14 protein-coding genes are annotated in these 15423 nt (G+C 37.0%); 3 read left to right on the forward strand and 11 right to left on the reverse strand.

Features of this window, described 5'->3' with window-relative positions:
* Positions 1 to 7: 7 nt before the first annotated feature.
* Positions 8 to 949, reverse strand: coding sequence for a hypothetical protein (locus C8N28_RS04715; RefSeq protein ID WP_132222007.1), 942 nt, complete (start codon positions 947 to 949; stop codon positions 8 to 10).
* Between the two features lie 38 nt (positions 950 to 987).
* On the opposite strand from C8N28_RS04715, the gene C8N28_RS04720 reads away from it, so the two are divergent.
* Both C8N28_RS04720 and C8N28_RS04725 read left to right on the forward strand, forming a co-directional pair.
* Positions 988 to 2283, forward strand: a complete 1296-nt coding sequence (locus C8N28_RS04720) for a (Fe-S)-binding protein (protein WP_132222009.1) — start codon at positions 988 to 990, stop codon at positions 2281 to 2283.
* A 33-nt stretch (positions 2284 to 2316) separates the two neighbouring features.
* Positions 2317 to 3108 (forward strand): (Fe-S)-binding protein, encoded by a 792-nt coding sequence (locus C8N28_RS04725; protein ID WP_132222011.1) that lies wholly within the window; start codon positions 2317 to 2319, stop codon positions 3106 to 3108.
* A gap of 32 nt (positions 3109 to 3140) precedes the next feature.
* Here C8N28_RS04725 and C8N28_RS04730 read toward each other — a convergent pair whose 3' ends face one another.
* Positions 3141 to 3644 carry an OmpA family protein gene (locus C8N28_RS04730; RefSeq protein WP_132222013.1) on the reverse strand — a complete coding sequence of 168 codons (504 nt, stop codon included), beginning with the start codon at positions 3642 to 3644 and terminating at the stop codon, positions 3141 to 3143.
* Between the two features lie 128 nt (positions 3645 to 3772).
* Positions 3773 to 5005, reverse strand: a complete 1233-nt coding sequence (locus C8N28_RS04735; RefSeq protein ID WP_185140122.1) for an NADP-dependent isocitrate dehydrogenase — start codon at positions 5003 to 5005, stop codon at positions 3773 to 3775.
* Between the two features lie 142 nt (positions 5006 to 5147).
* On the opposite strand from C8N28_RS04735, the gene C8N28_RS04740 reads away from it, so the two are divergent.
* Complete coding sequence (locus C8N28_RS04740) at positions 5148 to 5546, forward strand: hypothetical protein (RefSeq protein ID WP_132222015.1); 399 nt, start codon at positions 5148 to 5150, stop codon at positions 5544 to 5546.
* A 27-nt stretch (positions 5547 to 5573) separates the two neighbouring features.
* On the opposite strand, the gene trhA is transcribed toward C8N28_RS04740, so the two are convergent.
* The 8 genes from trhA to C8N28_RS04780 form a co-directional block, all read right to left on the reverse strand.
* The gene (gene trhA / locus C8N28_RS04745; RefSeq protein ID WP_132222017.1) at positions 5574 to 6206 is read right to left on the reverse strand and encodes a PAQR family membrane homeostasis protein TrhA; all 633 of its coding nucleotides are present in this window, start codon (positions 6204 to 6206) and stop codon (positions 5574 to 5576) included.
* Positions 6207 to 6247: 41 nt separating this feature from the next.
* Entirely contained in the window at positions 6248 to 7015 is a 768-nt protein-coding gene (locus C8N28_RS04750) for an ABC-2 transporter permease (protein WP_132222019.1), read from the reverse strand.
* Positions 7008 to 7727 carry an ABC transporter ATP-binding protein gene (locus C8N28_RS04755; RefSeq protein WP_132222021.1) on the reverse strand — a complete coding sequence of 240 codons (720 nt, stop codon included), beginning with the start codon at positions 7725 to 7727 and terminating at the stop codon, positions 7008 to 7010. Before C8N28_RS04755 ends, C8N28_RS04750 begins: the two co-directional genes overlap by 8 nt.
* A gap of 9 nt (positions 7728 to 7736) precedes the next feature.
* Positions 7737 to 9002 carry a nitrous oxide reductase family maturation protein NosD gene (gene nosD, locus C8N28_RS04760; protein WP_132222023.1) on the reverse strand — a complete coding sequence of 422 codons (1266 nt, stop codon included), beginning with the start codon at positions 9000 to 9002 and terminating at the stop codon, positions 7737 to 7739.
* On the reverse strand, positions 8978 to 10021 hold the full coding sequence (locus tag C8N28_RS04765; protein ID WP_246012749.1) for a nitrous oxide reductase accessory protein NosL: 1044 nt from the start codon (positions 10019 to 10021) through the stop codon (positions 8978 to 8980). Before C8N28_RS04765 ends, nosD begins: the two co-directional genes overlap by 25 nt.
* A 75-nt stretch (positions 10022 to 10096) precedes the next feature.
* Positions 10097 to 12079 carry a Sec-dependent nitrous-oxide reductase gene (gene nosZ / locus C8N28_RS04770; protein WP_246012750.1) on the reverse strand — a complete coding sequence of 661 codons (1983 nt, stop codon included), beginning with the start codon at positions 12077 to 12079 and terminating at the stop codon, positions 10097 to 10099.
* Positions 12080 to 12228: 149 nt separating this feature from the next.
* Entirely contained in the window at positions 12229 to 14013 is a 1785-nt protein-coding gene (locus C8N28_RS04775; protein WP_132222025.1) for a hypothetical protein, read from the reverse strand.
* Between the two features lie 138 nt (positions 14014 to 14151).
* The gene (locus C8N28_RS04780; RefSeq protein ID WP_132222027.1) at positions 14152 to 15423 is read right to left on the reverse strand and encodes an acetyl-CoA hydrolase/transferase family protein; all 1272 of its coding nucleotides are present in this window, start codon (positions 15421 to 15423) and stop codon (positions 14152 to 14154) included.

Below are 15423 nucleotides of genomic sequence, written 5' to 3' on the forward strand. Positions count from 1 at the left end.
TTACAATTTATTTAATGCCTTTAACATGCAGCATAATCAAGGTACTATGTGGCATACCCAATGTTGTGCCCGGTTTTATTTCCATCCAATTCTGCAGGTAAACATCAATAATACCTTGTAAAACCCTCTTTCGTGATTCCTCAAATTCCGGACTGGTAATAAATTTACCAACAGTCATTTTTCCATATTGATCTACCAATACAGAAAACGAATAGTAAAAATCTTTATAAGCGTTCTTAATTTCTATATCAAATTCAGGATAAAGATATCGATAAGCCAAGCTCTTACCAATCGCCTCTCCCGGATCATACTCATACCTGGCAACACTCAGGTTCGAATTAATACTGCGCAACTGAACCCCATCTCTGGCAGAAAAAACACTATCGATTGTTTGTGGATTCCGATTAGCGCGTTCAACCCGTTTTCGGATAAAAACCGAATCAGCATGATTAGGTTTCCTTAACTCTTCGATCGTACTTTTCAAACTATCGCGAATAAAACTCTCTGAATAAAACTTCATATAAACATTCGAGAGGCTCTCCTTAACACGCAATCCTTTCACACTTAACCGTTGAAAAAGCATACTATCCTTATCCAGACTTTTTACTCGAAACCACTCTGTACCGAAGTTAAAAATAGAATCATGATCATAATAGATCGGATATTCACCCATCATATTCAATGTCGGACTATAAATCGAAACCGTATCGTTATTAATAAAACGAAGCATCCAAACTGGCTCTTGCTGAAACCCAATGGTATCAAACGACAGGCCATTGTCAAAAGAACGGCGCGCCTCATAAAAATCAATTCCAGCAATAGGCAAAAAAGGAGGTCGTTTACCGTCTCTATTCCCTTTTTCAGGAAGTGTACAGGCAGAAACAACCAAGACGCAGAGAGTAAATAACAAAATAATGTTCCGTCGTAATTCTGATAATTGTTGTTGCATAGGTTCACAAATATATCATTAATCCATATATTTGAAATATGATTAGTCAACTCATATTTGCAATTTTATTTATTGGAGCAATCGTACTATTTACAATCAATGCCCGTAAAATAATCCGCAACATTAAGCTAGGTAGAAAAGAGAGTCGTAATGACCGATCAACTGAACGTCTGAAAACAATGCTTTTAGTAGCATTCGGCCAAAAAAAAATGTTTAAGAGACCTATCCCGGCTCTTTTACATTTATTTGTTTACCTGGGCTTTATAATCATTAATATTGAAATGCTTGAAATTGTTATTGACGGCCTTTTTGGCTCTCATCGACTTTTCAGCATACTAGGACCCTTTTATGGTTTCCTGATAGCCGCTTTCGAATGGTTAGCACTATCCGTTTTACTTGGTTGTATCGTATTCCTTATCCGAAGAAACATCATTCACGTTCGCCGATTTTTCGGCGTCGAAATGACATCCTGGCCAAAAACAGATGCCAACCTGATCCTTATCATGGAAATTCTATTGATGAGTGCCTTCTTACTTATGAATGCTGCTGATTATAAACTGCAACTATCCGGAGCAGAACATTACGCTCTGGCAGGAAACTTTCCTGTAAGCTCTGCCCTACTAAGCATCTTGCCAGATAATATCAACTCATTAATTATAATAGAACGTAGCGCCTGGTGGTTTCACATTATTGGTGTATTAGCTTTCCTAAACTACCTGGTTGTATCCAAACACCTCCATATAATTCTTGCCTTCCCGAACACTTATTTTTCAAGCCTGGAGCCTAAAGGTAAATTCCCGGTAATGGAAAGTGTAACGAATGAAGTAAAAGCTATGCTCGACCCCAGCTTTACTCCTCCGGCACCTAGCGAAGAAATTATACGCTTCGGTTCAAAAGATGTTCTCGATTTAAGTTGGAAAAGCTTACTCGATGCTTACACCTGTACAGAATGTGGGCGCTGCACTTCAGTTTGCCCTGCAAACATGACAGGAAAACTCCTTTCTCCACGTAAAATCATGATGGATACACGCGATCGTATTGCAGAAGTAGGAAAAAACATCGATAAAAATGGGAAATTCGAACCGGATAACAAATCCCTACTTGACACATACATTACCCGAGAGGAACTCTGGGCTTGTACCACCTGCAATGCTTGCGTAGAAGCTTGTCCGGTTAATATTGATCCATTAAAGATCATTATGGAGCTCCGACAATTTGCAGTCATGGAAGAATCACAAGCACCTGCACCTATTAATGCTATGTTTTCAAACACTGAAAACAACGGTGCCCCATGGAAGTACTCTCAAGAAGATCGGGCAAACTGGAGTAAATAATCCGGTCCAAACAATTACCTTAAACAAAAGAAAATGACAGATATTCACGTACCAACAATGGCAGAGCTAGCTGCTAAAGGTGAAGCTCCAGATATTTTATTCTGGGTAGGCTGCATGGGCAGTTATGACGAACGTGCACAGCGAATTACCAAAGATCTTTGTAAGATCTTGCAACACGTAGGACTAAAGTATGCCATATTGGGAAAAGAAGAAAGTTGCACAGGAGATCCGGCGAAACGTGCCGGAAACGAATTCCTCTTTCAGATGCAGGCAATGACCAACATCATGACACTAGACAGCTATCAGATCAAGAAGATAGTAACGGCTTGCCCTCATTGTTTCAATACCATAAAAAACGAATACCCTGCCTTAGGTGGCAACTATACCATCATTCACCACACTCAATTAATACAAGACTTAATTAACGAAGGAAAATTAAAAGGAGAAGGCGGAGAATCTTTTAAAGGAAAAAAAATTACATACCACGATCCTTGTTACCTGGGGCGGGCAAATGGAGTTTACGAAGCGCCAAGAAAAGCTTTGGAAGCATTGGATGCCGATTTAACCGAAATGAGGCATTGCAAAAGCAACGGACTTTGTTGCGGAGCCGGCGGCGGACAAATGTTCAAAGAGCCTGAAAAAGGTAAAAAGGATATTAACGTAGCAAGAATTGAAGAAGTAATGGAAACCGGCGCTCAAGTAGTAGCTTCTTCCTGTCCATTCTGTATGACGATGCTACGCGATGGTGTTAAGCACTTCGATAAAGAACAAGAAATTAACGTTCTGGATATTGCCGAAATTACTGCACGTGCAAATGGCCTATAAGCCTTGCACATGCAGTAATTCAAATTATAAGCTTAATTTAAAATAGTTATCTCTACCCTGCGGTTTTTCTGACGACCCTCTGGAGTATTATTTGGAGCAACCGGTTTCTCAAGTCCGTAACCCTGTGTACTGATACGACTTTCTGAAATACCTGAAGATGCTAGAAATACCTTTACAGAAGTTGCACGCTTATCCGACAACCATTTATTATATTCAGCAGTTCCTGTTGCATCCGTATGTCCATCTACTTGAATATTAGCAGTAGGGTGATCTTTAACTACTTCTACAAATTCTAACAAGGCAGTTTTAGCCTCATCTGTTAAATAAGAAGAATTGATAGGGAATAATACATCCGATGCAAAAGTCATCATCAGTCCCCGATCTGTTTCCGTAACATTCCCTGGTCTGGTAGTATTTCCTGTTTGCCCTGTATAACTAACAACTGCAGGATTCTTAATATCCATTTTCTTCATCTTACAAGAAAACAGGAATAATGAACTTGCTATACAGGCAGCAATTAAGGTAGGTTTATTCATTTGAATTTAGTTTTAATATATCCGGTTTTAAGATAGCCAATTTTTTTAAAAACAGAATAAAATTTAATGTCAAATAAAAAAGCTTCGGCAAAAACACCGAAGCTTCTCTATAATCTTATGTTATAAAATTACTTGCTCAATCTAGCTTTTAAGTTTTCATCAATTGCTGCCAAGAAATCTTCAGTATTTAAATACTGATCTTTTGCAACCTTGTTTCCATGAATACAAACAGCTAAATCTTTCGTCATCTTACCACTTTCAACAGTTTCAATACAAACTGCTTCCAATGTATCAGCGAAATCGATTAACGCTTGGTTATCATCTAATTTACCACGGAAAGCCAAACCACGTGTCCATGCAAAGATTGATGCAATTGGATTCGTAGAAGTAGGGTTACCTTTTTGATGCTCGCGGTAGTGACGTGTAACTGTACCATGCGCAGCTTCAGCTTCCATTGTCTTACCATCTGGAGTAATCAACGTAGAAGTCATTAAACCTAATGACCCAAAACCTTGAGCAACTGTATCCGACTGTACATCACCATCGTAGTTCTTACAAGCCCAAACAAAATTACCATTCCATTTCAATGCAGAAGCAACCATATCATCAATTAGGCGGTGCTCATATGTAATTCCAGCTTTATCAAATTCAGTTTTAAACTCGTTTTCATAAACCTCTTGGAAGATATCTTTAAAACGACCATCGTATTTCTTTAAGATGGTGTTTTTTGTTGAAAGGTATAAAGGCCATTTCTTACTCAATGCCTGATTGAAACAAGCACGAGCGAAACCAAATATACTTTCATCCGTATTATACATAGCCAAAGCAACTCCATCTCCTTTAAAGTTGAACACTTCAAATTCTTGAACATTGCCATCTTCACCTTCAAATTTCATTGTTAATTTACCCTTGCCTTTGGTCACGAAATCAGTAGCACGGTATTGATCTCCGTAAGCATGACGACCAATACAAATTGGGGCAGTCCAGTTAGGTACCAAACGAGGAATATTATTAATAACAATAGGCTCACGGAAAACAGTTCCATCCAAAATATTACGGATCGTACCGTTTGGCGAGCGCCACATTTGCTTCAAACCAAACTCTTCTACACGAGCCTCATCTGGAGTAATGGTAGCACATTTAATTCCTACACCGTGTTCTTTAATTGCATTAGCAGCATCTATCGTTACTTGGTCATCCGTAGCATCACGGTGTTCCATTCCCAGATCGAAATACTTGATATCTATATCCAGGTACGATAAAATAAGTTTGTCTTTAATGAATTTCCAAATGATGCGAGTCATCTCGTCACCATCAAGCTCCACAACAGGGTTTGCTACTTTGATTTTTTGTATCGACATATTTTAAAATTATTGACTTGTTTTTCAAAAGCCCCAAATATACAATTTTAAACCAATTCAGTATAAGATATCTAGCTGATTATTTGAATATATAAGGAAACAATTGATGTGAATGCCTGTTATTTACAAAAAAGAAACTACCATGACAAAGCAAAGAAAAGACAACAATAACATTGAAGAGGATAACAAATTCAATGAAGGGAAAGAAGACTCAGCACAAGACCTAAAATACAATGCAGAAGAGGATAGTTTTGAGCTTGATGTAGAAGGTGATGATGATGACGAATATACTCACGAAAACCCATACGACACTGTAGCAGAAGATGGCGATGATATGGATTCTGATTGGGATGAAGCCAATTTAAACGTTGGTGCTGAATATGAAGAGTTTACTGAAGAAGAGGAAGTAGAAAAACTAGGAATGCATATAGATAGAGGTCAAATTGTAGAGCTCGATCCTCTTGACGAAAAACTAGCAGAAACGCCAGAAGATAAACGCAGCGATTTAGATGAAGAAGGTTATCCTAAAAATGACACCTAACAGGCAAATATTAGCATAGCCAAATATTTAAAATGTCAAGAGAATTGCTACATAATGACAGATAGCGGCACTAAGTACAAAAAAATGCCACACTGCGTGATTAAAAAGGTACTTTTCCCATAAATAAAAGATCGTTCCTATTAAATACAGCCCGCCTCCTATGAAAATCATAATAAGGATTGACCAAGGAATATTAATAAAGAAAAGACGTCCGCCAACAAATAAAATCAAACCCATCGCTATATAGATCATGGTAGATATCAAATTCCAGCGACCAGTAAAGAAAATCTTAAAAACAATTCCAAAGGCTGTTAATCCCCACAAAACTGACAATAATGTAATACCAAAGCTATTATTTAAAAATATTATCAAGAATGGAGTATAGGTGCCGGCTATTAGAAAGTAAATGCTAATATGATCCATAATTTCTAATGCCCGCTTTACCTGATGGTTCTGAAATCCATGATAAAGGGTTGAAAATGTAAAGAGCTGTAAAAAGCAAAAGCCATAAATAGCGGCTCCAAGAATGTGGGTTACGCTTTCACTTTTTATAGCTAAACTTATTAATATAGGGATTGCTACAATTCCAAAAATGATTCCGAACCCATGAATAATACTATTTACTAATTCTCGTTTTATATTAAAAGCGTGATCTGACATTTGAGTAATCTTTATTTATTTTCAGGATTGTGATTCTTAAATCACAAATCCTTCCGGTAAAACTTGTTCAAGGATAGAAAAAGTGGCACAGCAATCCACAATAGCATAATAAACGTCGCTATCAGCATTCCCCAACTACCACCAAATATTAATTTAAAAACAGCGCTAGAGGCTCCCATTAATGCTGAAATATCCATTTTTAAAAGAATAAGAATACGAGCCAAATCGATCGGGTTTAGTATACTAAAACCAACAAGGATATTTTCTAATGGATAGTCCATGAGCTGAAACAAGAGAAACAGAACAATCCCATCAAATACCACTGTAAAATAAAACCAGAGTAAAATAGAAGTCCCGATACCTCTAGCTTTGTCCTTTGTATAAACACAAGCCAGCAATGCAATTGCAACAAATATTATTGATAAAAGCGTGCCCATTAATAACATGGTCCATCCAGTAGCAGTATTCGAAAAAATCAAGATGGGGATACCGCATCCTAATAGGAATGCCAATACTAGGGAAAGTGAAAGTCCGGAAAAAATACTAATCCAGAGTGTTTTCCTTTTAATTGGCTGGGCAGCTAAAAACTCAATAAATTCAGCTGAATTGTATATATATATAGCAGAAAAAACCATGCTTATTAACGGAATAGCGATGAGATTAACTGTGAGTATACTGGCCAAACTTTTTTCAGGGTTATCTTCCATCAGAAACAATCCCATAGAAAAAACAAACAGGAAGATTGTATAGGCCACAACTATCTTATTTCTTAAGATATCCAGAACGACGTGTTTGATAACCTTATTCATATTCCAGCTCCTCTCTCATTATTTGTGCAATAGCATCTGTTAGCCTTAGTTTCCCGGTATCTATTTTCAACTGTTTCAAGGATTTATTCAAAACAATCTTACCTTCTTGCATATATATAATCTGATTTACAATTTCATCTAGTTCATTTAGATTATGAGAAGTGATTAGAATTAACTTTCCATTCTCCCTTTCCTTAAGGATTTTGTCTTTTAGTATCTCTGATGATAAAGGATCCAACCCTGCTGTAGGCTCATCCAAAATGAGTGTATGCGGATTAAAAAGAAAGGCTAGTTGTGCGCTTACTTTTTGTCTTGTACCACCAGAAAGGTCTCCCATTTTCTTATCCAATATCCCATCCAATCGAAATGAATGGTAAAGGTCCTCGTCATAAATTTGCACATGCTTAAACCTAATATCCTTTATCATATTGAATATTTGACCCACAGAAAGGTTTTCAGGATACCTGCCGAGCTGAGGCATATAACCGATACTATCACGATACATCCATTGACCGCTAATTGACTTCCCTTGTACTACAATTTCCCCATTATCTGGAATAACCATCCCTAATATGCTTTTTATCAAGGTTGTTTTACCACAACCATTTGGGCCTATTAAAGCGATAACCTGCCCAGACTTTAAATCTAGGTTGATGTTCTTTAAAACGTTAAATTTTCCAAAGCGCTTTTTCAGATTTGAAATTTGTATCATAATAAACACTTATTTATGTGCATGATTAATTTTCTTTATTTGCGGATTCCCATCTAAGACATCTACAGGCGTTAATGAAGGAAGAACGCTTTCTGCCTTATCCATCAATTTAACAAGGAAGCTGCGGAATAGCATAAGTGCACCTGAATTTCTCTGTATAATAATGGAATAAAAACTTACCGGATGATATGGAATATCACCTGATCCATCCCTGTTCAGGTCATAACCTTCATATTTGTCCCAATAGTTGGAATCAAACTTATTGCTTGCGAGTCTTCCATTCGTGGAAACATCAAAAGTGTTTCCCATGAAGTTATTGCCAACAATGTTCATATCGCTTGCACTTGATTGCAACTGAATTGCCCACCCATTTTTAATGAACTGATTGTTTTCCATTTGAATCCTGTTTGTACTTTCTGCAAAAATTGCCGTCGTGTTTCGTTCAAAACGGTTATCTTCAATTATACTATCATTTATTTCCTTCAATAAAATGCCATAAGCCGCATTCCCCCAATTCTCAGAAAATATATTTTGTCTCATAACAACCCGATTCGAATACATAACCGCGACACCAGCACCATTTTTTGAAAGCCGATTATGTGTGTAGGTATTGTCGTGAGAAAACATAAAATGGAGACCATAACGTTTATTACCAATGCTTTTATTGTCTTTAATGATGGAATGGGTTACGAATTCCAAATAGATTCCATCCCGATGACCAGAAATCGTATTATTGACAATCCGCATATTAGAAGTTTTCCAACAATGGATGCCGTTGGCAAATTTCATCCCTTTCCTACCACCGGATAATATCTCATTGCCAATCAATGTCCCATTTGGAGATTCCATGCTGTGAATAGCAAAAAAATTATCCTTGAACCGGTTACTCCTTACTGTAACGTTTCTGGATTTTGAAATCTTTAAGGCTGAGATATCAAGATAGCTTGAGCTTCCGGAATTTCTAAATTCAATACCCTCTATTATCACATTATCACTTTCAACCGTAAGAATCTGATGGGCATTCTGTCCATCTATTACCGGGAAATTTTGACCCTTCAAAAAAATAGCTTTTGTAATGATGATATCATGTTCTTTGTAAATACCAGGCTTTATCATCACCGTATCACCCGATCGAGCAAGATCAACAGCTTCTTTAATTGTTTTAATCGTCCCTTTTGGATTCACCACCCATGTCTTAGCTAAAAGACCTGATGCTGAAAAAATAAAAAGCAGCAACAATATGTATCTGCCTAATTTTTTAGATACTCTTCCCATGTTACCTCCTTCCCTGAAAACCGCGTTTGATAAGTCTCCAGACTGTCTTTTGAACCGAATGCAACTGTATTTGAACCCATCGGACTATTCACTTGATCGGCTTGGAAAAAATAACTTCTGGATGCTTCTATTAAAGTTTCTGCTATAGAAAAATCGACGAAATAAATAGCACCTATTTCATTTGTGTCTATTTCACCATCTTCTAAAAAAGCTTTAATACAATGGAGGTCATCAAACTTAAAAACTTTGCCTTTTTTGGTCACGATTTCCGCCCCGAAACGGTTATCACTAATCGTCATTTTACAAAAATCACAATTGTCACTTTCAAAGCGTATAGGCTTAGGGCCAGAGCTGCAGCCAATAAAAACAATCTGTATAATCAAAATTGAAGCTGCTGTTCTCTTAGCGCATAACATGCATTTAAAAAACGGTTTGTGATTTCTTAATTCGAAGATTAGGCAACCTAAGAGAGCTAAGCCTACTAGAAGCATAAGCCATCCTCCGATAGCAGGAAAAGAATAGGCTCCAAAGTTCAGCAATTGCTTAAATCCAATCAAGGGTGGCTGATAGGCTTGTCCGGGCACCTTTATGGCAGCTGTAGGATCCAGATTATGACCATACTCATACTCCCAATTATAAAAATCAACCATTGCCAGAATTGCAAATAGAAAGAAAGCAATAGCCCATAAATAGAACAATTTCTTTTTCTTTGCTTTAGCAGTTATGAATCCAAAAATGGCAAAAAAACCAAGAATATAGGGGAGAACTGTAAATTCGACAAAATCATCTTTATGCAAAGTACGCATACCTATATAATGGTTCAGACCATTAATAATTTCGACATCACCTGCCAGTTTATTAGCATGTATTTGCATCTCCAAGCCTTCAGGATATTGTGGAGCATCAAGTTGGATTCTCCAGATTGGCACAAAAATCACAATGATTAAAGCTATCCCACATAGAATAGAGATGATCCTGGTAATCATTGAGATTTGTGTATGGCCACTTTCATCTTTCATGATATTGGGCTTTATTTTGGAAGTAATAAACCTCTCCTAAAACAAAAGAGGTTTATTACATGAACGGATTTAATTTTATTTTGTACCAGGTCCTAGTGCTGTATCACCTAAACCATAACGAATCGGTGTATTCGAACCAGCTGGTGAAACACGGATATAACCAGACATCTCTTGGTGCAATGCACTACAGAAATCAGTACAATACATAGGCCAGATGCCTGCTTGTTTAGGAGTCCACTTCAATGTTTGCGTCTCTCCTGGCATAACCAAAAGCTCAGCCGTATTCGCTCCCTTTATAGCAAATCCGTGTGGGATATCCCAGTCCTGCTCTCTGTTGGTAAAATGGAAATAAACCTCATCACCAACATGAATTCCCTCAATGTTATCCGGGGCTAGGTGACTACGGATGGCTGCCATATATACATGAACTATTTTTCCGTCTCGTACCACGCGAGCATCACCTTCATTCTTTGTCACATAGGGGTGTTTGTTTTCCTCAAGATTATAAATCTTCTTTGAATTCTTCATAATCGTTTCGGCTGGGATGATCTGACTATAATGAGGCTCCCCAATTGTTGGAAAATCAAGCAATAACTGCATTTTATCGCCTGAAATATCATAGAGTTGTGCACTTTGTGTCAATTCCGGACCTGTAGGTAAATAGCGGTCCTTTGTGATTTTATTATATGCAACTGCATATTTACCACTTGGTTTCCGAGTATCTCCACCAGGTATTGTTAAGTGCCCAACAGAGTAAAAGGTAGGAGAACGATCAATGATTTTAAGGTCTTTTAAGTTCCATTTCACAATCTCTGACGAAAGAAAGAATGAAGTATATGCATTCCCTTTATCATCAAACTCAGTATGTAAAGGTCCTAAACCTGGTTTTTCAACTTCACCATATAATACCGATTCATATTTAAGCACATTAAAACCATCGTACTGACCATCGAAGTCTTTATTATCAATGGCTTTTTGAATTTTCGAGAAAGCGAAGACCGGTAGCAAAGCAGCCAATTTACCACTACCTACTATGTACTCACCTGAAGGGTCAACATCAGTTCCATGAGGAGATTTTGGACAAGGGATAAAGTAGCATATCTCTCTTAGCATATCCGGTGTTAACGTTAAGATTTCAGTTTTAATTTCAGATGAAGCTGTATGTGTTTCTTCATTATACTTATTATGTGCATATTTCACTGTTTTCTTTATTCCCTTTCCTGCCTTAATCAATTCCTCTGCCTTTTTCCAGTTTACTGCCATAATAAAATCTTTGTCATTTTGAGAAGCATTGACTTCAAGCTGAGTATATGCCTTTTCGGTGTTGTAAGTAGAGAAGAAGAACCAGCCGCTACTTGGGCCTTTTCCTGAATGACTAAGATCAAAATTAAGTGCAGGAACTTCCAATTGAAAAGCGATATCCATATTTCCAGTTGTTTTATCTACACTTATAAAACTGATCGAACCTTTAAAGTTCTCTTTATAGGTATGAATGGGATATTCAACACCATCATCAGGAACACTGAAACGGGTACCAGCTACAACATATTCTGTATTTTCTGTTATAAAAGGTGAGGAGTGATTACCTGCACTATTAGGAATTTCTATAATTTCAACCGTTTTAAAAGTTGTAAGATCAATCCTGGCAACACGAGGAGTATTGTTCGCATTCGCAAAAACCCATCTTCCATCCATGATACCGTCCGTTTGAGAGATTTGAAGGTGATGCAAATCATCCCATGGAACAAATCCATGTGAAGTATTTAACAATGGTATCGTTTCTTCGGAATATCCATAACCCTTTTCAGGATCTACCGAAAAAACCGGAAGGACTTTTAACAAGCGGGCCGAAGGATATCCATATACTGCTAACTGGCCGCTAAATCCTCCGGAAACAAAACCATAATACTCGTCATATTCTCCCGGTGCCACATACACTTTTTCTGCGGCACCTGCACTTACGGCCGTCCCCGCCGTTTTGGGTTTACAGGAATTTAGTCCTGTCAGAATTGCCAGAGCAGATGCTAAGGCAAACATCTTTTTTGTTGAATTAAACATACGGTTTAGGATTAAATTTTCTAATTGTACTTATTTATAGTTCAAAGAATTATTAATCAAATCTAACCAGAGGTTTATATACAATATATGCGTTAAATCATATTTTTAAGTGATAGAAAATTAGAGATAAACAGCAGATTACCTACATGTTAAATGAATATTTCTGTAGCTAACTTATGTTCAAACTTTAGCAAGTCGTTCAACATTTTATTACGATAAATTTCCTTTTCATTATATAAATTTGGAATCAGTTCTTTATAGTAGTTTATCCCATTCTGCAATTGCTCCTTAAACTTAAGTAAGTATTTTCGCTTCTTTTCATTCAACTGCTCCACCTGCATATCAATCTCTTTATTCAGATACTCCACATAAAGCTTCAATTCATTAATGAATAAATTTGGACGCTCAATATCATTCAATAAGTTTACTTTACCATAGATATGCTTAATCATCTGTTCTAAAGTAAATCTGCCAGAAAAATATGCAAGATTAGGACCTGGACAAATGGCTACAGCTGTTCTCTCCTTTGGCTCTAAAATATTATTTTTAATATATGCAGAAGTAGCTAATCCTTCACACAAACAAACCTTCTCTGTAATTAAATCAAATTGTTTCTTGAACTCTTGCTCAGGTAAATTCGCAGTTTCCAATTGCTTTATTTTCAGGTTCTGAAATTCTCGAGAAGCGGTACAGATTGGTTGTTCAGTAAATTCAGTATTAGAAACAAGGAATTTCTTTTTGCATGGGCTTCCGGGTCTCCCTTTTTTAATGCGCTCCAACCTCAACTCTTCTGCAGAACTTTTCCTGAAATTATTAAAAGGGATTCCCAAAGGAGAAGAACCACTGATATAAAAATCATCCTGAGTAGCAAACTCTAAAGACTCCAATGTTCCATCATCAACGTTCGTTGCTTCAGGGACTAAAAGAAATGGACTACCCCAACCCGTTCCATCCAACTTATAATAATCAACTAAAAATCTATCCTCATCAGCAGTACCTATTCCGCCCTGAACTGTTAACCTTTGAGTTGGTATTTGATCGACAGCCAGCTCTTTTGTCTTCAATGCATTCTGATATATTTCAAAAAGGGAATCAGCCATCTCTTCCCGTCTTTGCTTAAACTCTTCCAATATTGGGCCCAAAAGATATCCTTCTGTAGCAAAAGCATGTCCTCCACAGTTCAAACCAGATTCTATTCGAAACTCAGATATCCATAAACCCTTCTTTGCCAAAAACTTTGCCTGAATAAAAGCTGACCGAAAATCACTCACTTTAAGAATAATCTGCTTTTTAAAACTCTGATTATAAGTTGGATAGAAATCATAAAAATCTTCTAATGAACTATATAATCTTGGATTCATTCCTGCCGAAAGAATAAGCGAAGAGTTAAGATCACTTTGTGCAAACCCACGGAGTGCAGCTATAGCATCAGTAAATTGATCACCCAAATTATCTCCCTCTGAACTAAAGTTCATTTTATCGACCTTAGACATAATATTTACATCAATGGAACCACAATAAAGTTGCTTTCTCAATTCAGTCTGCACATTCTTCTTCGTATTAATATCAGAAAGCAGCAGCATTTCATTGTATAATTTCTTTAATAAGGAGCGATCAGGTAGAAGTTCAAAATATTTAGAAATCTCTGAACCGGGACTAAATTCAGAGCATTTTAACAAGTCAAATTGTTTATCAACTATTTGTTTAAGCAAATTCAAATAGGCAGTAATCCGCTTTGCACGAAAATCAGGCACCTTGGAAGAAATTGGCACAAAATCCTCATCGATTTTCTTAGCATAAAATTGGCGCATCCGTTCAATCAAAATATCATCCACAATTGAAACAACAGATGAGATACCGTAACGAGCAACTTTCACTGGAGTATCAATCGAGAAAGCGAGACCTAGTACTGGGATATGGAATGTATGATTCATAATATTATGTTTAAATTCACAAATGTAAATTGACCTAATATTATAGAGTTAAAATATGATGAATATCATAAAAAAAAGTAATCCCTAAGCCACACGCACCAACGTATAACTTAGGGATATTATATAATTATAGTTTTCTTAAATCGGCTTGAAAATAGAAAACGCTTCTCTTTCTAAATGCTCCTGATGATCAGGATGAGCAATCTTAATTAATTCTTCACCACGTGCTCTCAAGTTTTTCCCATGCAAATATGCAATACCATATTCAGTAACAACATAATGTACATGAGCCCGGGTCGTGACAACAGATGCTCCCGGTTTCAGGAGCGAAACGATCCTTGAAATTCCCTTATTAGTCACTGAAGGAATTGCAATAATGGGTTTTCCACCTTTAGAAAGTGCTGCGCCACGCATAAAATCTACTTGACCGCCTACTCCGCTATATTGCCTGGTTCCTATAGAATCTGCACATACCTGTCCAAAGATATCTACTTCTATTGCGCTGTTAATAGCAGTAACCTTCGGATTCTTTGAAATCGTAACCGGATCATTTACATATTCAATATCCAGCATTCTTACAAGAAGGTTATTATCAACAAAATCATAAAGTCTCTTTGATCCAATAACAAAGCTCGACACAATTGCTCCCGGATGAATCTTTTTAAGTCTATTGTTAATAACACCTTTCTCAACCAGATCAATTACCCCATCAGAGAACATTTCTGTATGTATTCCTAAATCTTTATGGTTGGTTAAACATCTAAGAACAGCATTCGGAATACCACCAATCCCCATCTGAAGAGTTGCTCCATCTTCAACCAATGAAGCAACATTCTCACCAATAGCTAATTCTGTAGGAGAAGGTTCTTTAAGTTTTTGAGCAAATATTGGATAATCTACCTCAACTGTTGCAGTAAAATTAGAAATATGTAAAACTCCGTCGCCGATAGCACGTGGCATATTTGGGTTTATCTCTGCAATAATAATCGATGCTTTCTCCACTGCGGCTCTTGAAATATCGCATGATACCCCAAGGGTACAATAACCATTATTATCCGGAGGAGAAACGCTTATCAATGCAACATCCAAAGGAACCAATCCACTGCGAAATGCTTTTGGTATCTCACTTAAGAACATTGGAACATAGCTCGCTCTTCCTTCGTTAACAGCCTTTCGGATATTAGAACCTACAAAAAAGGCATTTATTTCAAATGCCGATGCATGTTCTTTATTAGCATACGGAGCATCCCACTCCGTATGCATGCTATAAATTCTAACGTTATTAAGTTCTCCACTTCTCTTTGCCATTGCATTCACCAATTCTTTAGGCGTTGCGGCAGCTGAATGGATAAAAACACGATGGTTAGATTGGATTAACTTAACAGCTTCTTCAGCAGTTGTAAAATTCAT

This window comes from Albibacterium bauzanense (assembly GCF_004339765.1).
In the GTDB taxonomy this organism is placed as follows: Bacteria; Bacteroidota; Bacteroidia; order Sphingobacteriales; family Sphingobacteriaceae; genus Albibacterium; species Albibacterium bauzanense.

Bases quoted from the DNA above. Each gene is read 5' to 3' on its own strand.
- C8N28_RS04715 (WP_132222007.1), bottom strand. From the start codon at position 949: ATGCAACAACAATTATCAGAATTACGACGGAACATTATTTTGTTATTT.
- C8N28_RS04720 (WP_132222009.1), top strand. From the start codon at position 988: ATGATTAGTCAACTCATATTTGCAATTTTATTTATTGGAGCAATCGTA.
- C8N28_RS04725 (WP_132222011.1), top strand. From the start codon at position 2,317: ATGACAGATATTCACGTACCAACAATGGCAGAGCTAGCTGCTAAAGGT.
- C8N28_RS04730 (WP_132222013.1), bottom strand. From the start codon at position 3,644: ATGAATAAACCTACCTTAATTGCTGCCTGTATAGCAAGTTCATTATTC.
- C8N28_RS04735 (WP_185140122.1), bottom strand. From the start codon at position 5,005: ATGTCGATACAAAAAATCAAAGTAGCAAACCCTGTTGTGGAGCTTGAT.
- C8N28_RS04740 (WP_132222015.1), top strand. From the start codon at position 5,148: ATGACAAAGCAAAGAAAAGACAACAATAACATTGAAGAGGATAACAAA.
- trhA (WP_132222017.1), bottom strand. From the start codon at position 6,206: ATGTCAGATCACGCTTTTAATATAAAACGAGAATTAGTAAATAGTATT.
- C8N28_RS04750 (WP_132222019.1), bottom strand. From the start codon at position 7,015: ATGAATAAGGTTATCAAACACGTCGTTCTGGATATCTTAAGAAATAAG.
- C8N28_RS04755 (WP_132222021.1), bottom strand. From the start codon at position 7,727: ATGATACAAATTTCAAATCTGAAAAAGCGCTTTGGAAAATTTAACGTT.
- nosD (WP_132222023.1), bottom strand. From the start codon at position 9,002: ATGGGAAGAGTATCTAAAAAATTAGGCAGATACATATTGTTGCTGCTT.
- C8N28_RS04765 (WP_246012749.1), bottom strand. From the start codon at position 10,021: ATGAAAGATGAAAGTGGCCATACACAAATCTCAATGATTACCAGGATC.
- nosZ (WP_246012750.1), bottom strand. From the start codon at position 12,079: ATGTTTAATTCAACAAAAAAGATGTTTGCCTTAGCATCTGCTCTGGCA.
- C8N28_RS04775 (WP_132222025.1), bottom strand. From the start codon at position 14,013: ATGAATCATACATTCCATATCCCAGTACTAGGTCTCGCTTTCTCGATT.
- C8N28_RS04780 (WP_132222027.1), bottom strand. From the start codon at position 15,423: ATGAATTTTACAACTGCTGAAGAAGCTGTTAAGTTAATCCAATCTAAC.